This is a genomic window from Bradyrhizobium sp. Unk1, assembly GCF_059512345.1.
Genome location: NZ_JCAMOP010000001.1, coordinates 434336 through 451709, shown reverse-complemented (window position 1 = coordinate 451709; position 17374 = coordinate 434336). Strand labels below are relative to the sequence as shown.

At 66.4% G+C, this 17374-nt stretch carries 13 protein-coding genes; 8 read left to right on the top strand and 5 right to left on the bottom strand.

The genetic code is table 11. The features are described 5' to 3' along the window. The first annotated feature begins 4 nt into the window (after window positions 1-4). The 8 genes from ccmI (at window position 5) to AC5ZFO_RS01890 (ending at window position 11411) form a co-directional block, all read left to right on the top strand. On the top strand, window positions 5-1114 hold the full coding sequence (gene ccmI / locus AC5ZFO_RS01925; protein WP_282518804.1) for a c-type cytochrome biogenesis protein CcmI: 1110 nt from the start codon (window positions 5-7) through the stop codon (window positions 1112-1114). A gap of 37 nt (window positions 1115-1151) precedes the next feature. Further along, on the top strand, window positions 1152-1661 hold the full coding sequence (gene ccmE / locus AC5ZFO_RS01920; protein ID WP_063984547.1) for a cytochrome c maturation protein CcmE: 510 nt from the start codon (window positions 1152-1154) through the stop codon (window positions 1659-1661). Further along, complete coding sequence (locus tag AC5ZFO_RS01915) at window positions 1658-3637, top strand: heme lyase CcmF/NrfE family subunit (protein WP_282518803.1); 1980 nt, start codon at window positions 1658-1660, stop codon at window positions 3635-3637. Before ccmE ends, AC5ZFO_RS01915 begins: the two co-directional genes overlap by 4 nt. A 4-nt stretch (window positions 3638-3641) precedes the next feature. After that, a complete protein-coding gene (locus AC5ZFO_RS01910) occupies window positions 3642-4124 on the top strand; it encodes a cytochrome c-type biogenesis protein (protein ID WP_282518802.1) in 483 nt (160 codons plus the stop codon). A gap of 314 nt (window positions 4125-4438) precedes the next feature. Beyond that, window positions 4439-6022, top strand: a complete 1584-nt coding sequence (locus AC5ZFO_RS01905) for a Do family serine endopeptidase (protein WP_282518801.1) — start codon at window positions 4439-4441, stop codon at window positions 6020-6022. Window positions 6023-6308: 286 nt separating this feature from the next. Next, on the top strand, window positions 6309-6989 hold the full coding sequence (locus AC5ZFO_RS01900) for a response regulator transcription factor (protein ID WP_282518800.1): 681 nt from the start codon (window positions 6309-6311) through the stop codon (window positions 6987-6989). After that, window positions 6973-8427, top strand: a complete 1455-nt coding sequence (locus AC5ZFO_RS01895) for a sensor histidine kinase (RefSeq protein ID WP_282518743.1) — start codon at window positions 6973-6975, stop codon at window positions 8425-8427. The genes AC5ZFO_RS01900 and AC5ZFO_RS01895 overlap by 17 nt, the downstream gene beginning before the upstream one ends. Further along, window positions 8424-11411: a bifunctional [glutamine synthetase] adenylyltransferase/[glutamine synthetase]-adenylyl-L-tyrosine phosphorylase gene (locus AC5ZFO_RS01890; protein WP_282518742.1), complete on the top strand. Its 2988-nt coding sequence runs from the start codon at window positions 8424-8426 to the stop codon at window positions 11409-11411. Before AC5ZFO_RS01895 ends, AC5ZFO_RS01890 begins: the two co-directional genes overlap by 4 nt. Here the strand turns inward: AC5ZFO_RS01890 and AC5ZFO_RS01885 are convergent. Genes AC5ZFO_RS01885 through AC5ZFO_RS01865 form a run of 5 tightly spaced genes read right to left on the bottom strand, consistent with a single transcriptional unit; the run spans window position 11368 to window position 17348 of the window. After that, entirely contained in the window at window positions 11368-11601 is a 234-nt protein-coding gene (locus AC5ZFO_RS01885) for a formate dehydrogenase subunit delta (RefSeq protein WP_282518741.1), read from the bottom strand. The genes AC5ZFO_RS01890 and AC5ZFO_RS01885 overlap by 44 nt on opposite strands. After that, on the bottom strand, window positions 11591-12418 hold the full coding sequence (fdhD, locus tag AC5ZFO_RS01880; RefSeq protein WP_282518740.1) for a formate dehydrogenase accessory sulfurtransferase FdhD: 828 nt from the start codon (window positions 12416-12418) through the stop codon (window positions 11591-11593). The genes AC5ZFO_RS01885 and fdhD overlap by 11 nt, the downstream gene beginning before the upstream one ends. A gap of 4 nt (window positions 12419-12422) precedes the next feature. After that, entirely contained in the window at window positions 12423-15296 is a 2874-nt protein-coding gene (gene fdhF / locus AC5ZFO_RS01875; RefSeq protein WP_282518739.1) for a formate dehydrogenase subunit alpha, read from the bottom strand. 10 nt (window positions 15297-15306) lie between these two features. Beyond that, on the bottom strand, window positions 15307-16863 hold the full coding sequence (locus tag AC5ZFO_RS01870; RefSeq protein WP_282518738.1) for a formate dehydrogenase beta subunit: 1557 nt from the start codon (window positions 16861-16863) through the stop codon (window positions 15307-15309). After that, window positions 16860-17348 (bottom strand): formate dehydrogenase subunit gamma, encoded by a 489-nt coding sequence (locus tag AC5ZFO_RS01865; protein WP_282518737.1) that lies wholly within the window; start codon window positions 17346-17348, stop codon window positions 16860-16862. The genes AC5ZFO_RS01870 and AC5ZFO_RS01865 overlap by 4 nt, the downstream gene beginning before the upstream one ends. Window positions 17349-17374: the final 26 nt, after the last annotated feature.

Genomic DNA, 17374 nt, shown 5'->3' with positions numbered 1-17374 from the left:
CCAGATGACGCTATGGTTCGTGTTCGCGCTGATGACGGTCGCGGCGATTTTCGCCGTGCTTCTGCCGCTCGGCCGCAGCGGACGCGCGCAAAATCAGGGGAGCGAGGTCGCGGTCTACAAGGACCAGCTGGCCGAGATCGAGCGTGATCTCGCCGCAGGACTGATCGCCGCACCTGAAGCCGAGGCCGCACGTGTCGAGATCAGCCGCAGGCTGCTTGCCGCGGCCGGGAGCGAGCCTGCATCGGAACCGACATCGAGCCTCAAATGGCGCCGCGCGGCCGCCGTGCTGGCGCTTGCCGGCCTGCCGCTCATTGCGATCAGCGTCTACATGCCGCTCGGCTCGCCCAGGCTTCAGGACTTTCCCCTGGCGCAGCGGGAGCGCGGGGCTGGGTCCGGCATGGCGCTGGAGAATCTCGTCGTGCAGGTCGAACAGCATCTGGAAAAGAATCCGACCGACGGGCGCGGCTGGAACGTGCTCGCGCCGGTGCTGGTGCGGCTCGGCCGCTTCGACGATGCCGTGCGCGCCTATCGCAACTCGCTCACCTACAATGGCGAGAGTTCGGAGCGCCGGGCCGATCTCGGCGAGGCGATCGCGGCCGCTGCTGGCGGCGTGGTGACCGCCGAGGCCAAGACCGAATTCGAGCGCGCGCATGGCCTGAACGCGGACGATCCCAAGGCGAACTATTTCCTCGGGCTTGCCGCTGAGCAGGATGGCCGCAAGGACGACGCCGCCAACATCTGGCGCGCACTGCTGGCGAAAGCGCCGGCGGATGCGCCGTGGCGTCCTCTGGTGCAGACCTCGCTGGCGCGGGTCGGCGGCGGTGGCGCTACGATGCCGGCGCTGTCGGACGAGACGGTCGCGGCCTCCAAGGACATGAACGAGGGCGATCGCAACGCGATGGTGCGCGGCATGGTCGAACGCCTGGCCACCCGGCTGAAGCAGAACGGCGATGATGTCGAGGGTTGGCTGCGCCTGGTGCGCGCCTATCTCGTGATGGGCGATCGTGACAAGGCAATGGGCGCATCGACCGACGCGCGACAGGCGGTCGCCAACGATGCCGCGCGGCTGCGCCAGCTCAACGAAGGCCTCAAGACTCTCGGGCTCGACGGATGACGATGTCGGGACGAGGCGATCGGAGAACGGATACGCCATGACGCGCAAGCAGCGACGTATGACCATCATCGGCGGCTCCCTCGCAGTGCTCGCGCTTGCGGCCGCGCTCGTGCTCAACGCTCTGCGCGACTCCATCGTGTTCTTCTCGACGCCAACGATGGTCGCCGAAAAGCACGTCGAGCCCGGCAAGCGGTTTCGTCTCGGCGGCCTGGTGCAGCCCGGCTCGCTCCAGCGCGGCGACAATCTCGCCGTGACCTTCGAGGTTGCCGACGGCGGCGCCAAGCTGCCGGTCGCCTACAAGGGCATCCTGCCCGACCTGTTCCGTGAAGGGCAGGGCGTGGTCGCCGAAGGCGCGCTCGACGCCAATGGCGTGTTCAAGGCCGACACCGTGCTCGCCAAGCACGACGAGACCTACATGCCCAAGGAAGTCGCCGATGCCCTGAAGAAGCAGGGGCATTGGAAGGACGATTACGGCGCCAAAGCTTCTGACAGCGTCAAGCCCGCGGCGACGACCGCGCAGGGCAACCCGCAGGGAGCAGTGCGTTGATCGCGGAATCCGGACACTACGCGCTGGTGCTGGCCCTCGGCCTGGCGCTGATCCAGTCCATCGTGCCGCTGATCGGCGCGCGCTTGCGCGATGCCGCGCTGATGAACGTGGCGCGCTCCGCCGCGCTGGCGCAGCTGCTGTTCGTCGGTGCCTCGTTCATCGCGCTCGTGATGCTTCACGTGAACTCGGATTTCTCCGTCGCCAACGTGTACGAGAACTCCCATTCGATGAAGCCGCTGATCTACAAGATCACCGGCGTGTGGGGGAACCATGAAGGCTCGATGCTGCTGTGGGTCTCGATCCTGGCGTCGTTCGGCGGAATGGTCGCCGCCTTCGGTAACAATCTGCCGCTGTCGCTGCGCGCGCATGTGCTGGCCGTGCAGGCCTGGATCGCCAGCGCGTTCTATCTCTTCATCCTGGTGACATCGAATCCGTTCCTGCGCATCGCCAATCCGCCGATCGAGGGACGCGATCTCAATCCGGTGCTCCAGGACATCGGCCTCGCCGTGCACCCGCCGATGCTCTATCTCGGTTATGTCGGCTTCTCGATCTCGTTCTCCTTCGCCATCGCGGCGCTGATGGAGGGCCGGATCGACGCGGCCTGGGCGCGCTGGGTGCGGCCGTGGACGCTGGTGGCCTGGATCTTCCTGACCCTCGGCATCGCGATGGGCTCGTACTGGGCCTATTACGAGCTCGGCTGGGGCGGCTGGTGGTTCTGGGATCCGGTCGAGAACGCCTCGCTGATGCCGTGGCTCGCCGGCACGGCGCTGCTGCACTCGGCGCTGGTGATGGAGAAGCGCAACGCGCTGAAGGTCTGGACCATCCTGCTGTCGATCCTGACCTTCTCGCTGTCGCTGCTCGGCACCTTCCTGGTGCGTTCGGGCGTCATCACCTCCGTGCACGCCTTCGCCACCGATCCGACGCGCGGCGTGTTCATTCTGCTGATCCTCTGCCTGTTCATCGGCGGCAGCCTCTCGCTGTTCGCGGGGCGCGCGACCTCGTTGAAGCAAGGCGGCCTGTTCGCGCCGATCTCGCGCGAGGGCGCGCTGGTGTTGAACAATCTGCTGCTCAGCGTGGCCTGCGCGGTCGTGCTGTTCGGCACGCTCTATCCGCTGGCGATGGAAGCGCTCGACTTCAAGATGTCGGTCGGCGCGCCCTTCTACAATCTCACCTTCGTCCCGCTGTTCGCGCTGCTGCTGCTCGCCGTGCCGCTGGGGCCGATGCTGGCGTGGAAGCGCGGCGATCTGCTCGGCGTCACCCAGCGGCTGCTCGCGGCGGGCGTTGCCGCGCTCGTTGTGATCGCCATTGTCTGGGCCTGGACCCGTGGTGGCAGCGCGCTGGCGCCATTGGCAATCGGGCTTGGAGTCTTCGTCATCGGCGGTGCCATGACCGATCTGTCCGAACGGACCGGTTTGTTTCGCCTGCCGTTCGCAACGACGCTGCACCGGGCCCGCGGCCTGCCGCGTTCGGCCTGGGGGGCTGCGTTCGCCCATGCGGGCCTCGGCATCGCGCTCATCGGGATCGTCTGCGAGACCACCTGGAACAGCGAATATATCGCGACCATGAAGCAGAACGACGTGGCACACGTCGCCGGCTATGATCTCAAGCTCGACGGCCTGTCCCAGCGTCAGGGGCCGAACTTCCGCGAGATGATCGCCGAGTTCAACGTCAGCCGCGACGGCGAGAAGATCAGCGTCATGACGCCGTCCAAGCGCAACTTCACGACGCGCGGGTCCTCGACCACCGAGGCCGCATTGCTGACGCGCGGCGCGAGCCAGCTCTACGTTTCTCTCGGCGACGCGACTGCCGATGGCGCCATTGCGGTGCGCATCTATCACAAGCCGCTGGTGCTGCTGATCTGGTGGGGACCGGTGCTCATGGCCTTCGGCGGCATGCTGTCGCTGTCCGACCGGCGCCTGCGGGTCGGCGCACCGAAGCCGGCGCGGGCCAAGCAGCGCCTTCAGCCGGCGGAGTGATCCGATGCGGCGGATGATGGTCACGATCGTTGCGCTCATGCTGCTGGCTTTGCCTGCCGCCCACGCCGTGCAGCCCGACGAGATCATGTCGGATCCCGCGAAGGAGGCACGCGCGCGAGACCTATCACGCGAGCTGCGCTGCATGGTCTGCCAGAACCAGTCGATCGACGATTCCGACGCGCCGCTGGCGCGCGATTTGCGGTTGCTGGTGCGCGAGCGGATCGCAGCCGGCGACAGCAATTCGCAGGTGCTCGACTTCCTGGTCGCGCGCTATGGCGAGTTCGTGCTGCTCAAGCCGCGCTTCGAGCGGCAGACCGTGCTGTTGTGGCTGCTCGCGCCGCTGCTGCTGGTCGGCGGCGGCCTGGCGCTCTGGCTGCAAATCCGCCGGCGCGCGCGAAGCGGTGCAGACCTACCAGCTCCGCCGCTCACTGCGGATGAAGAGGCGCGGCTCGCCGCCTTGATGTCGGACGAGACGAAGTCGCCTTAGCCGAAGCGCGCGATTCCGCCGTCGACCTGTCGCGGCAGGCCGAAACCCTGAAGCGTGAAGTCGACGAATTCATCGTCAGCGTCAGGGCGAGCTGATCTCGCCGAAGGCGTGTCCTGCGCTCGTCAGGGGAACTCGATTAAGTTCCTGTAAGGCCACGACTTTCGGCGTGCGATAAACTGCCGCAACGGTGCGACCCTTCATTACAAAAGTTTAACCCCGCCGCCAGCGCACGGTAAGGCGGGAGCCCCCATCTTCAGGTTCGTAAGGTGCTGCCACCTGGCACCAAAAGAATTCAAGGCCTTGGAGATCCCTGCATGACCGACCGTCCCGACCTCACGAACCTTCCGTCCTACCGGCAGCCCCGCCGGTCGGTTTTCTCCGCGCGCAGGATCGCGCTGATGGCCTCGGTCGTCGCCGGCCTCGGGATTGCCGTCCACGGCTTCAGCCCGTCGACCTCGCCGAGCGAGCTGTTCTCCAGCCCCGCGCATGCGCAGGTCAACAACGAGGTCCGGAAGGTCGAACGCCCGATCGGTTTCGCCGACATTGTCGAGCGCGTGAAGCCGTCGGTGATCTCGGTGAAGGTCAACATCAAGGAGAAGACCGCGAGCAACGATGACGGCGATGATTCCTCCTCGCCGTTCCAGCCGGGCTCGCCGATGGAGCGCTTCTTCCGCCGCTTCGGTGGTCCGGATGGTTTTCCGGGCCAGAAGGGTGGTGGTGGTCGTGGCCGCGTCGTGCAAGGCCAGGGCTCCGGCTTCTTCATCTCGGCTGACGGCTTTGCCGTGACCAACAACCACGTGGTCGACGGCGCCGACAAGGTCGAGGTCACGACCGACGACGGCAAGACCTATACCGCCAAGGTCATCGGCACCGACCAGCGCACTGACCTCGCCCTCATCAAGGTCGAGGGCAGCTCGAACTTCCCGTTCGCCAAGCTCGCCGACAGCAAGCCGCGAATCGGTGACTGGGTGCTCGCGGTCGGCAATCCCTTTGGCCTCGGCGGCACCGTCACGGCGGGCATCGTCTCGGCCAGCGGCCGCGACATCGGCAACGGTCCCTATGACGATTTCATCCAGATCGATGCGCCGGTGAACAAGGGCAATTCCGGTGGTCCCGCTTTCGACACCAACGGCGAGGTGATGGGCGTCAATACTGCGATCTACTCGCCCTCCGGCGGCAGCGTCGGTATCGCGTTCTCGATTCCCGCGAGCACCGTGAAGAGCGTGGTGGCCCAGCTCAAGGACAAGGGCTCGGTCAGCCGCGGTTGGATCGGCGTCCAGATCCAGCCTGTCACCTCCGATATCGCCGACAGCCTCGGCATGAAGAAGGCTGAAGGTGCGCTGGTGGCGGAGCCGCAGGCGAACGGTCCGGCGGCGAAGGCCGGCATCGAGTCCGGCGACGTGATCACCTCGGTCAACGGCGAATCCGTCAAGGACGCCCGCGAGCTTGCCCGCACCATCGGCGGGATGGCGCCCGGCGCGACCGTGAAGCTCAACGTGCTGCACAAGGGCCAGGACAAGGTCGTGAACCTCACCCTCGGCCAGCTGCCGAACACGGTCGAGGCCAAGGCCGACACCGACAAGGATAGCGGCAAGGGTGCAAGCAAGGGCACCGACGTGCCGAAGCTCGGCATGACCGTCGCGCCCGCCGACTCCGTGGCCGGCGCCGGCAAGGAAGGTGTCGTAGTCACCGAAGTCGATCCGAAGAGCGCCGCGGCCGAACGCGGCTTCAAGGAAGGCGACGTCATTCTCGAAGTCGGCGGCAAGAGCGTGAGCACCGCCGGCGAAGTCCGCGACGCCATCAACACGGCGCGGACCGACAACAAGAACAGCGTCCTGATGCGCGTGAAGAGCGGCGGCCAGTCGCGCTTCGTCGCGGTGCCCATCGCCAAGGGCTAAGCCTTCAGGAGGTCCACGAGATGAGGGGTGTCGCCGGCATCAGTCGCCCCCGCCGCCGACGCCCTTCGGGGGAGCAGCGCAAGGCCCGCTCCCCCAGCCTACCTTCCGGTGGAATTACGCCCCCCTCCGTCGGAAGGCCTAGGGCGGTGAGGTCCCCCCAGCTTCACCGCCCGCCTTTTTGCCTACCCAGGTTTTCGCCCAAGTCCCGTTTGCTTGGCTTGCATGCGATTGCCGCTCGCGCCATGTTCAGAGAAGGTTGACCCCCTTGACCGCCGCCGAACGCACGATGCGCCTCCTCATCATCGAAGACGACCGCGAATCCGCCGACTATCTGGTGAAGGCGTTTCGCGAAGTCGGACACATTGCCGACCACGCCGCCGACGGCGAGGAAGGCCTCGCCATGGCCGAGAACGGCGATTACGACGTGCTGGTGGTCGATCGCATGCTGCCCAAGCGCGACGGCCTGTCCCTGATCGGCGCGCTGCGCGACAAAGGCGACTCGACGCCGGTGCTGATTCTCTCCGCGCTCGGGCAGGTCGACGACCGCATCAAGGGCCTGCGCGCCGGTGGCGACGACTATCTGCCGAAGCCCTATTCCTTTGCCGAGCTGCTGGCCCGGGTCGAGGTGCTGTCGCGGCGCCGCGGCGGTCCGGCCGAGGACACGCTCTACCGCGTCGGCGATCTCGAGCTCGACCGGTTGTCTCATCGCGTTGCCCGCGGCAAGGACGAGCTGACGCTCCAGCCGCGCGAATTCCGCCTGCTCGAATACCTCATGAAGCATGCCGGCCAGGTGGTGACGCGCACCATGCTGCTGGAGAACGTCTGGGATTACCATTTCGATCCGCAGACCAACGTGATCGACGTGCACATTTCGCGGCTGCGCTCCAAGATCGACAAGGGTTTTGAGCGGCCGCTGCTGCACACGATCCGCGGCGCCGGGTACATGATCCGTGACGGCATTCGGTAAACTCGTCCGCACCACGGCATTCCGGCTGACGCTGGTCTATCTGCTGCTGTTCGCGATGTTCGCGGCCTCGCTGCTCGGCTATTTCGCCTGGAACACGCGGCGGCTGATCACCGAGGAGATCACGCAGACGGTCAATGCCGAGACCTCGGAGATCAACGAGATCTACGGCCGCCGCGGCTTGCGCGGCCTCGTGCTCGCGATCGAGTACCGGGCGCTGCGGCCGGGCGCCAACCTCTATCTCGTGACGACCCCGACCGGGCAGGCGATTGCCGGCAATGTCGGCTCGCTGGCGCCGGGCGTGATGGCGACGCGCGGCTGGTCGGAGACCGCCTACCGGCGCATCGAGGACGCGGACGACCGCGACCATCGCGCGCTGGTGCGCGTCACCGAACTGGAAAACGGCTTCCGGCTGTTGATCGGCCGCGACCTCGCCGAGCGGCGGCGCCTGTTCGGCATCGTCGCCAAGGCGGCGCAATGGTCGGTCCTCATTGTCGTCGTGCTCGGCCTCGGCGGCGGCATCTTCGTCGCGCGCAGGGTGTTGAGGCGCATCGACGCGATGACCGGCACCGCCCAGCGCATCATGACCGGCGATCTCAGCGGGCGCCTGCCCGTGGGGCGCAGCGGCGACGAGCTCGATCGCCTCGCGGAAAATCTCAACGCCATGCTGGAGCGGATCGAGGCGCTGATGGCGGGGCTGAAGGAAGTCTCCGACAACATCGCCCATGACCTCAAGACGCCGCTGACGCGTCTGCGCAACCGCGCCGAGGAGGCGCTGGCGAAATCGGGCTGCGAGGCCGATTACCGTGCCGCGCTGGAGCGGACCATCGAGGAATCCGACGGGCTGATCCGCACCTTCAACGCATTGCTGATGATCGCGCGGGCCGAGTCCGGACAGGCGCGCGGCAACATGGATGATTTCGACGCCGCCGAGGTCGCGGGCGGCATCCACGAGCTCTACGAGCCGCTCGCCGAGGACGACGGCATGACCTTGAAGGTCAAGGCCGATCCGACGCCGGTTCACGGCAACCGCGAGCTGATCAGCCAGGCGCTCGCCAATCTGGTCGAGAATGCGATCAAGTACGGCAAGCCGGTCGCGCAGACCGGTGGAACCGTGGTCAGCATGGACTCGAGGCAGATCATCATCGAGGCGAAGCGTGAGGGCGACCAGGTGCTGCTCAGCGTCACCGATCGCGGCCCTGGTATCCCCGAAGCCGACCGCAAGCATGTCGTCGAGCGATTCGTGCGGCTTGAAGCCAGCCGCACGCTGCCGGGCTCCGGCCTCGGTCTCAGCCTTGCCGCCGCGGTTGCGACATTGCATGGCGGAGAATTGCGGCTGGGTGATGCCCAGCCCGGCCTCGTCGCCACGCTGGTGCTCCCGGCGCGTGCCGGCGACAGGGTTGCTCCGCCAATGCAGGATGTGCCACAGAAGGTGGCATGAACCACTCCGCGCCGGGAAACGCGGACAAGCATGGAGAGGGCCTCGCCGCGCGCTTCGCGGAGGCTCCCCATATTGCCGCTTCCACAACTGATGAACGACGTCTTGAAAACTGGCTGGCCGAGCTTGAGCCGGCTCAATCAGCCCGTCTCGACGCCCTGCTGGTCCATCCCTTCGCGTGGGATATTTTGGCCGGCATCTCCGAATTCTCGCCCTATCTGTTTGATCTCGTGCGCGCCGACGCGCCGCGCCTGATCCGGCTGCTCGAATGCGATCCGGACGCGCATCTGGCCACGCTCATCGCGGAGGCGAGGGACGCGGTGCTCGCGGCGACCGACGAAGCCGAGGTGATGCGGCGGCTTCGCAGGATGAAGGCGGAAGCAGCACTTCTCACCGCGCTGTGCGATATCGGTGGCGTCTGGCCGGTGATGCGGGTGACGGCTGCGCTGACCGATGTCGCGGTATCCTCGGTGCAGGCGGCGCTCCAGTATCAGCTGCGGCAGGAAGCCGCACGTGGAAAGATACTGCCGCCCAATCTCGAAGCTCCGGAAGAAGGCTGCGGCCTGATCGTGCTCGCGATGGGCAAGATGGGGGCGGGCGAGCTGAACTATTCCAGCGACATCGACCTCATCGTGTTCTTCGATCCTGATGCCACGACGCTGGCGCCCGACATCGAGCCGCAGCCGTTCTTCGTCCGGGTGACGCAGGGCATGGCGCGCATTCTCCAGCAGCGTACCTATGACGGCTACGTCTTCCGCGTCGACCTGCGCCTGCGTCCCGATCCGTCCTCGACGCAAGTGGCGATCTCGCGAGACGCCGCGCTGAACTATTACGAGCGGGAAGGGCGCACCTGGGAGCGTGCCGCGATGATCAAGGCGCGTGCCTGCGCTGGCGATCCCAAAGCGGGCGAGGCGCTGCTCGCCGAAATCGCGCCCTTCGTCTGGCGCAAGCATCTCGACTTCGCCGCGCTTGCCGACGTCCACGACATGAAGCGGCAGATGCAGACCTATCGCGGCCAGAGCGAGATCGCGGTCGAGGGTCACAACGTCAAGGTCGGCCGCGGCGGCATTCGCGAGATCGAGTTTTTCGCGCAGACGCAGCAGCTGATCGCCGGCGGTCGCCATCCGGAGTTGCGGGTGCGGCCGACGCTCGCTGCACTCGATATCCTTGCCTCCAGCAACTGGATCACCTCTGCCGCGCGTGACGAGTTGACCATTGCGTATGAATTCCTGCGCCGCGTCGAGCACCGCCTCCAGATGATCGCCGACGAGCAGACCCATGCGCTGCCGGAAGACAAGGAGGCGGTCGAGCGCTTTGCGCGCTTCTTCGGCTATCCGGATCGCGAAGCCTTTGCGCGCGACCTGTTGCGGCAGCTCCAGATCGTGCAGGGACACTACGAAAAACTGTTCGAGGGCGATGACCCGACCGGCACGGCAAAACTGCCGGCGCTCGACTATCGCGCAGGTCCTGACGATCCGCGCCTGCTGCAATATTTGACGACGCTCGGCTTCAAGAAGCCGGCCGCACTCGCGCAGACCATACGCGACTGGATCACCGGCGATTACCGCGTGTTCCGCAACGACCAGACGCGAAGCGCTTTCGTCGAGTTCGTGCCGGCCCTGATCGACGGCCTCGCGCGTGCCGAGGAGCCGGATCGCGCCGTCGTGGCGTTCGATCAGTTTCTCCAGGCACTCCAGCTTGGCGGCCGGCTGATCACGCTGCTCGGCCAGAACCGCGATCTCGTAGCCCTTGTGGCGCTGGTGCTGGGCGCGGCGCCGCGGCTTGGCGAGATGCTGGCGCGGAAGCCGCAGCTCATGGACGGCCTGATCGATCCCAGATTCTTCGGCGCGATGCCGGACAAGCAGGAATTGTCGGCGCGATTGGCCGCAACGGTGCGCGACGCCGACTCCTATGAGGAATTTCTCGACCGTCTCCGCCTGTTCGGGCAGGAGAGCCTGTTCCTGATCGGCACGCGCATTCTCTCCGGCACCGTCTCGGCGCAGCAGGCGAGCACGGCTTTCGCCGATGTCGCCGAAGGCACCGTCCACACCGTGCACGATCTTGTCGCCGAACGCTTCGCCGCCCAACACGGCCGTATCAAGGATCAGGAGACCGCGATCATCGCGATGGGCCGGCTCGGCAGCCGCGAGATGACGGCATCGTCCGATCTCGACCTGATCCTGCTGTACGATTTCGACAGCGACAATCCGGACTCCGACGGGCCAAAATCGCTTCAGGGTGCCCACTACTTCGCGCGCTTCACCCAGCGCCTGATCAGCGCCTTCACCACGCGCACCAATTACGGTGTGCTCTACGAGATCGACATGCGGCTGCGCCCGTCGGGGCGCGCCGGTCCGGTGGCCTCGAGCCTCGTCTCATTCGCGGACTACCAGGCCAACGAGGCCTGGACCTGGGAGCACATGGCCCTGACCCGCGCCCGCGTGGTGTCGGCCTCGGATCAATTCCGTGAGCGGATCGAGCGCATCATCCGCGATGTCCTGACCCGCCGCCGCGATCGGGCGACCATTGCCAACGACGTCGCCGACATGCGTCGCGCCATCGCGCAGGAGAAGGGCGAGAGCGACCATTGGGATCTCAAATACGCCGCCGGCGGAATGGTCGATATCGACTTCATCGCACAATATCTCCAGCTCGTGCACGCCCATGAGAAGCCTGAAATTCTCGACGTCAGTACCCTTCAGGTTCTGGACAATGCCGCCAAGCTCGGCGTGCTCCCGCAATCGGAGGCGGAGATCCTGCGCGCGGCGGCGCGGCTCTATCACGACCTCACGCAGATCCTGCGGCTCTGCGTCAGCGACCGCTTCAAGCCCGAGACCGCCGGCACCGACCTTCAGCGCGTGATGGCGCGCGCCGGCGATGCGCCCGATTTCTCGTCGCTGGAGGCGCGCGTGAAGGAAACGCAGAGCGAGGTGAGGCGGGTATTTACGGCGCTGCTGGAAGGGACGTCGTCTGCTTCAGCGAGGTGAGCGCCTCGCGCACGTTCGGCTCCAGGCCTGCGCCGCCCGCGTCGAGATGAGCGAAGATCGTGCGCTTCATCCGGGGATCCCAGAACTTCTTGATGTGATCGGCGATGCCCGGCACGGCCTTGTCGTGGCCCTGGCTGCGGAAGAACGTGCCGATCTGGTTGGCCATGTAGATCAAGCGGTCAGGCGACATCGGCAACCTCCGTGGCATGGCGGGCGACAACCCGGCCGCCATGCGAAAACACCTCGAACCCGTCCTGGCGGGCAATGGCAATCAATGTGATGCCGGCGGCTTCCGCCGTGCGCACCGCGAGCGCGGTCGGTGCGGAGACGGCGACCATCACCGGCGCGCCGATCGCGGCGGTCTTCTGCACCATCTCGACCGAGACGCGGCTGGTCAGCAGCACCATGCCACCGCTCGCATCCGTGCGGCTGCGCGCCAGCGAACCGGCCAGCTTGTCGAGCGCATTGTGCCGGCCGACGTCCTCGCGCAGCGCGATGATGCCGCCGGCAGGCGACCAGAACGCGGCGGCGTGGACGGCGCGGGTTTGCAGATTGATCGATTGCAGCGGCGCGATGGCCTGCATCGCCGCCATGATTTGCTCGGGCGTGAACGTCTGTCCCTGCGGGACGACGGCCGCGGGCCGCACGGCCTCGGCAATCGAATCGATGCCGCAAATGCCGCAGCCGGTCGGGCCGGCAATGTGCCGCCGCCGCTCGCTGATGTGCGCGGCATCTTCCGACGCCAGCCACATGCGCAGCTCGATGCCGTCGTCGAGGCGGACCACCTCGAGCGACTTGATGTCGTCGACCGACTTGATGACGCCTTCGTCCAGGCTGAAGCCGACCGCAAAATCTTCGAGGTTCTGCGGCGTCCCCATCATGACGGCATAGGCGCCGCCGTTATAGGTCAGCGCCAGCGGCGTCTCCTCCGGGATCAGCCGCGCGCCTTCGGACGCGACACCGTCGCGCCAGATCTCGCGGTCGATGGCCTGGACCGGCACGTGCATGCCGTTACTCCGCGGCCTCGGCCGGCGCGATGCGGCGGGAGTGCTGCGCCTGCGCGTCATAGGCCTTCTGCCAGTCGGACGGGCCGTTCGACGGCGAGATCTGCACCGCCGTGACCTTGTATTCGGGGCAGTTGGTGGCCCAGTCCGAATAGTCGGTGGTGATGACGTTGGCCTGCGTGTCCGGGTGATGGAAGGTGGTGTAGACGACGCCCGGTGAGACGCGGTCGGTGATCTCCGCGCGCAGCGTGGTTTCGCCCGCACGGCTCGTGAGCCGCACCCAGTCGCCGTCGCGCACACCGCGCTGTTCCGCGTCGTGCGGATGAATCTCGAGCCGGTCCTCGGCATGCCAGACCACGTTCTCGGTGCGCCTTGTCTGCGCGCCGACATTGTACTGGCTGAGGATGCGGCCCGTGGTGAGCAGCAGCGGGAAGCGAGGGCCGGTGCGCTCGTCGGTCGCGACATATTCGGTGACGATGAACTTGCCCTTGCCGCGGACAAAGCCGCCGATATGCATCACCGGGGTGCCCTCCGGCGCCTTCTCGTTGCAGGGCCATTGCACCGAGCCGAGCTCGTCGAGCTTGGCGTAGGAGACGCCGGTAAACGTCGGCGTCAGTGCCGCGATCTCGTCCATGATCTCGGACGGATGGCTGTAGTTCATCTCGAAGCCCATGGCCTTGGCGAGGGCGATGGTGACCTCCCAGTCGGCCATGCCGTTCTTCGGCGTCATCACCTTGCGGACGCGCTGGATGCGGCGCTCGGCGTTGGTGAAGGTGCCGTCCTTCTCGAGGAAGCTCGAGCCGGGCAGGAAGACATGGGCGTAGTTTGCGGTCTCGTTGAGGAAGAGGTCGTGAACGATGACGCATTCCATCGACGACAGCGCCGCCACCACGTGCTTGGTGTTGGGATCGGACTGGAGGATGTCCTCGCCCTGCACGTAGATGCCCATGAACGTGCCTTCGATCGCGGCGTCGAACATGTTGGGAATGCGTAGGCCCGGCTCCGGGTTGAGCTTGACGTTCCACAGCGCCTCGAACTGGTCGCGCACGGCGTCTCCCGAGATGTGGCGATAGCCCGGCAGCTCGTGCGGGAACGAGCCCATGTCGCAGGAACCCTGCACGTTGTTCTGGCCGCGCAGCGGGTTCACGCCGACGCCGGGACGGCCGATATTGCCAGTCGCCATCGCGAGGTTGGCGATTGCGATCACGGTGGTCGAGCCCTGGCTGTGCTCGGTGACGCCGAGGCCGTAATAGATCGCGCCATTGCCGCCGGTGGCGTAGATGCGCGCGGCTTCACGCAACACCTGCGGATCGACGCCGGTGAGGATCGCGGTGGCTTCCGGGCTGTGTTTCGGCTGGGCGACGAAGGCGGCCCATTCCTCGAACTCGGCCCAGTCGCAGCGCTCGCGCACGAAGGCTTCGTTGGCGAGGCCCTCGGTGACGATGACATGCGCCAGCGCGGTCACGACGGCAACGTTGGTGCCGGGCATCAGCGGCAGGTGCAACGCCTTCACGTGCGGCGATTCCACCATCTCGGTCCGGCGCGGATCGATCACGATCAGCTTGGCGCCCTGGCGCAGCCGCTTCTTCAGGCGCGAAGCGAACACCGGGTGAGCCGAGGCGGGATTTGCACCAATGATGACCGCAACGTCGGTGTCCTCGACCGAGTCGAAGTCCTGCGTGCCGGCCGACGTGCCGAAGGTCTGCGACAGGCCGTAGCCGGTCGGCGAATGGCAGACGCGGGCGCAGGTGTCGACATTGTTGTTGCCGAAGCCGCCACGGATCAGCTTCTGCACCAGATAGGTTTCTTCGTTGGTGCAGCGGGACGAGGTGATGCCGCCGATGGCGTCGCGGCCGTATTTCTTCTGGATGCCGCGCATCTTGGCGGCTGCAAAGGAGAACGCCTCATCCCAGGAGACTTCCTTCCAGGGATCCTCGATCCGCTCGCGGATCATCGGGTTGAGGATACGCTCCTTGTGGTTGGTGTAGCCCCAGGCGAAGCGGCCCTTGACGCAGGAATGGCCGCGATTGGCCTTGCCGTCCTTGTACGGCACCATGCGCACGACTTCCTCGCCGCGCATCTCGGCCTTGAAGGCGCAGCCGACGCCGCAATAGGCGCAGGTGGTGACGACGGAGTGCTCGGGCTGGCCGATCTCGATCACCGACTTTTCCGTCAGCGTCGCGGTCGGGCAAGCCTGCACGCAGGCGCCGCAGGAGACGCATTCGGAGCCGAGGAAGCTCTCGCTCATGCCGGGCGAAACGCGGCTGTCGAAGCCGCGGCCCGAGATGGTCAGTGCGAAGGTGCCTTGCACCTCCTCGCAGGCGCGGACGCAGCGCGAGCAGACGATGCACTTCGACGGATCGTAGGTGAAATAGGGGTTGGACTCGTCCTTCGGCATCCAGGCGGCGTTGATCTCGCCATGGGATTTCGCGAAGACGTGGTTCTCGCCCTCATAGCCGTAGCGCACGTCGCGCAGGCCCACGGCGCCGGCCATGTCCTGCAATTCGCAATCGCCGTTTGCGCCGCAGGTGAGACAGTCGAGCGGATGGTCGGAGATGTAGAGCTCCATCACGCCCTTGCGCAGCTTCTTCAGCCGTTCGCTCTGGGTGTGCACGACGAGGCCGTTCATGACCGGCGTGGTGCAGGATGCCGGCGTTCCGGCGCGGCCCTCGATCTCGACGACGCAGAGGCGGCAGGAGCCGAACGCGTCGACCATGTCGGTCGCGCAGAGTTTTGGGATCTGGTGGCCCGCGTCCATCGCGGCCCGCATGATCGAGGTGCCCTCGGGCACCGTGACCTGGTTGCCGTCGATGGTCAGCGTCACCATCGTCGTCGATTTGGAGCGTGGCGTGCCGTAGTCGATTTCTTCGATCAAAGACATCGTCGTTCTCCTATTCCGCGGCCTGAAGCGTGGTCGGGGCCGGGATGAAATCTTCCCGGAAATGCTTCAATGCGCTGAGCACGGGGTAGGGCGTGAAGCCGCCGAGTGCGCAGAGCGAGCCGAATTTCATGGTGTTGCAGAGGTCTTCGACGAGCGCGAGATTTTCGCTGACGCGCTCGCCGCGGATGATCTTCTCGATGGTCTCGACTCCACGGGTCGAGCCGATCCGGCAGGGCGTACACTTGCCGCAGGATTCGATGGCGCAGAATTCCATGGCGAAGCGCGCCTGGTTGCGCATGTCGACGCTGTCGTCGAACACGACGATGCCGCCATGGCCGATCAGGCCGTCGCGTGCGGCGAAGGCTTCGTAGTCGAACGGGGTGTCGAACAGCGCACGGGGGAAGTAGGCGCCGAGCGGGCCGCCGACCTGCACCGCGCGGACCGGACGGCCCGTGAACGTGCCACCGCCGACGTCGTCGACGAGCTCGCCGAGCGTCACGCCGAACGCGGTCTCGAACAGGCCGCCATGGCGGATGTTGCCGGCGAGCTGGATCGGCATCGTGCCGCGCGAACGGCCCATGCCGAAATCGGCATAAGCCTTGGCGCCCTCGGCGAGGATGAAGGGGATCGCCGCGAATGACAGCACGTTGTTGATGACGGTCGGCTTGCCGAACAGGCCGTGATGCGCGGGCAGCGGTGGCTTGGCGCGGACCAGGCCACGGCGGCCTTCGAGGCTTTCGAGCAGCGAGGTCTCTTCGCCGCAAACGTAAGCGCCGGCGCCGACCCGCACTTCGAGATCGAAGCTGTAGGTCGAGCCGCCGATCTTGTCGCCGAGATAGCCGCCACGCTTGGCTGCCTTGATGGCCGCGTTCATCGCTTCGACTGCGTGCGGGTATTCGCTGCGGATGTAGATGTAGCCCTTGGTCGCGCCGACGGTGATGCCGGCGGTCGTCATGCCCTCGATCACCAGGAAGGGGTCACCTTCCATGATCATGCGGTCGGCGAAGGTGCCGCTGTCGCCCTCGTCGGCGTTGCAGACGATGAATTTGCGGTCGGCCTTCGCTTGCGCGACGGTCTTCCACTTGATGCCGGTCGGGAAGCCCGCACCGCCGCGGCCACGCAGGCCGGATGCGGTGACCTCGGCGAGGATCGCATCCGAGCCGAGCGACAGCGCGCGCTCGAGGCCCTTGTAGCCGCCATGGGCGCGGTAGTCGTCGAGCGAGCGCGGATCGATCACGCCGCAGCGGGCGAAGGTGAGGCGGGTCTGGCGCTTCAGCCAGGGGATCTCCTCGGTTGCGCCCAGCCGCAACAGATGCGACGTGTTGCTGGCGAGGGCGTCGAGCAGGGAGGGCACATCGGCCTCGGTGACCGGGCCGAAGGCGATCCGGCCCTGCGGCGTTGCAACCTCGACCAGCGGCTCCAGCCAGTACATGCCGCGCGAGCCGGTCCTGACGATCTCGACAGTAACGCCGCGCTTGGCCGCAGCCTGTTCCAGCGCCAGCGCAACCTCGTCGGCGCCAACGGCCACCGCACCCGCATCGCGTGAGACGAATAGACGCATGCTCATCGCTGGGCCTCCGCAACCAGTGCATCGAGGCGCTTCTCATCGAGCCGGCCAATGAGGCGGCCGTCGAGCATGGCGGACGGTGCGGTCGCGCACAGCCCGAGGCAGTAGATCGGCTCCAGCGTGACGCGATCATCGGCGGTCGTGTTACCGAGGGGCACGCCAAGCTTCGCCTCGGCGCGCGCAGCGAGAGCATCGCCCCCCGCAGCCTGACAGGCCTCCGCGCGACAAAGCTTCAGGACATGACGCCCGGCCGGCTTGTGGCGGAAATCATGGTAGAATGTGAACACGCCGTGTACCTCGGCGCGCGACAGATTCAGCGCCTGCGCCACCATGGGAATCGCCGCCTCCGGCACATAGCCGAACGCCTCCTGAAGGGCGTGCAGGATGACCAGCGTCGCGCCCTCTTGCTTCGCATTTTCGGCGATGATCTCGGCGCCGCGCTTCTCGTCCCAAGGCTCGTAAGAAGGCTCGTAAACCGCTGTCATTCTTTGTTCTCAGATTGAGCGTCCCT

Coding starts and splice junctions, on each gene's coding strand:
- AC5ZFO_RS01890 (WP_282518742.1), top strand. CDS start 8,424: ATGAACCACTCCGCGCCGGGAAACGCGGACAAGCATGGAGAGGGCCTC.
- AC5ZFO_RS01870 (WP_282518738.1), bottom strand. CDS start 16,863: ATGAGCATGCGTCTATTCGTCTCACGCGATGCGGGTGCGGTGGCCGTT.
- ccmI (WP_282518804.1), top strand. CDS start 5: ATGACGCTATGGTTCGTGTTCGCGCTGATGACGGTCGCGGCGATTTTC.
- fdhF (WP_282518739.1), bottom strand. CDS start 15,296: ATGTCTTTGATCGAAGAAATCGACTACGGCACGCCACGCTCCAAATCG.
- AC5ZFO_RS01900 (WP_282518800.1), top strand. CDS start 6,309: ATGCGCCTCCTCATCATCGAAGACGACCGCGAATCCGCCGACTATCTG.
- AC5ZFO_RS01865 (WP_282518737.1), bottom strand. CDS start 17,348: ATGACAGCGGTTTACGAGCCTTCTTACGAGCCTTGGGACGAGAAGCGC.
- AC5ZFO_RS01910 (WP_282518802.1), top strand. CDS start 3,642: ATGCGGCGGATGATGGTCACGATCGTTGCGCTCATGCTGCTGGCTTTG.
- AC5ZFO_RS01885 (WP_282518741.1), bottom strand. CDS start 11,601: ATGTCGCCTGACCGCTTGATCTACATGGCCAACCAGATCGGCACGTTC.
- fdhD (WP_282518740.1), bottom strand. CDS start 12,418: ATGCACGTGCCGGTCCAGGCCATCGACCGCGAGATCTGGCGCGACGGT.
- ccmE (WP_063984547.1), top strand. CDS start 1,152: ATGACGCGCAAGCAGCGACGTATGACCATCATCGGCGGCTCCCTCGCA.
- AC5ZFO_RS01905 (WP_282518801.1), top strand. CDS start 4,439: ATGACCGACCGTCCCGACCTCACGAACCTTCCGTCCTACCGGCAGCCC.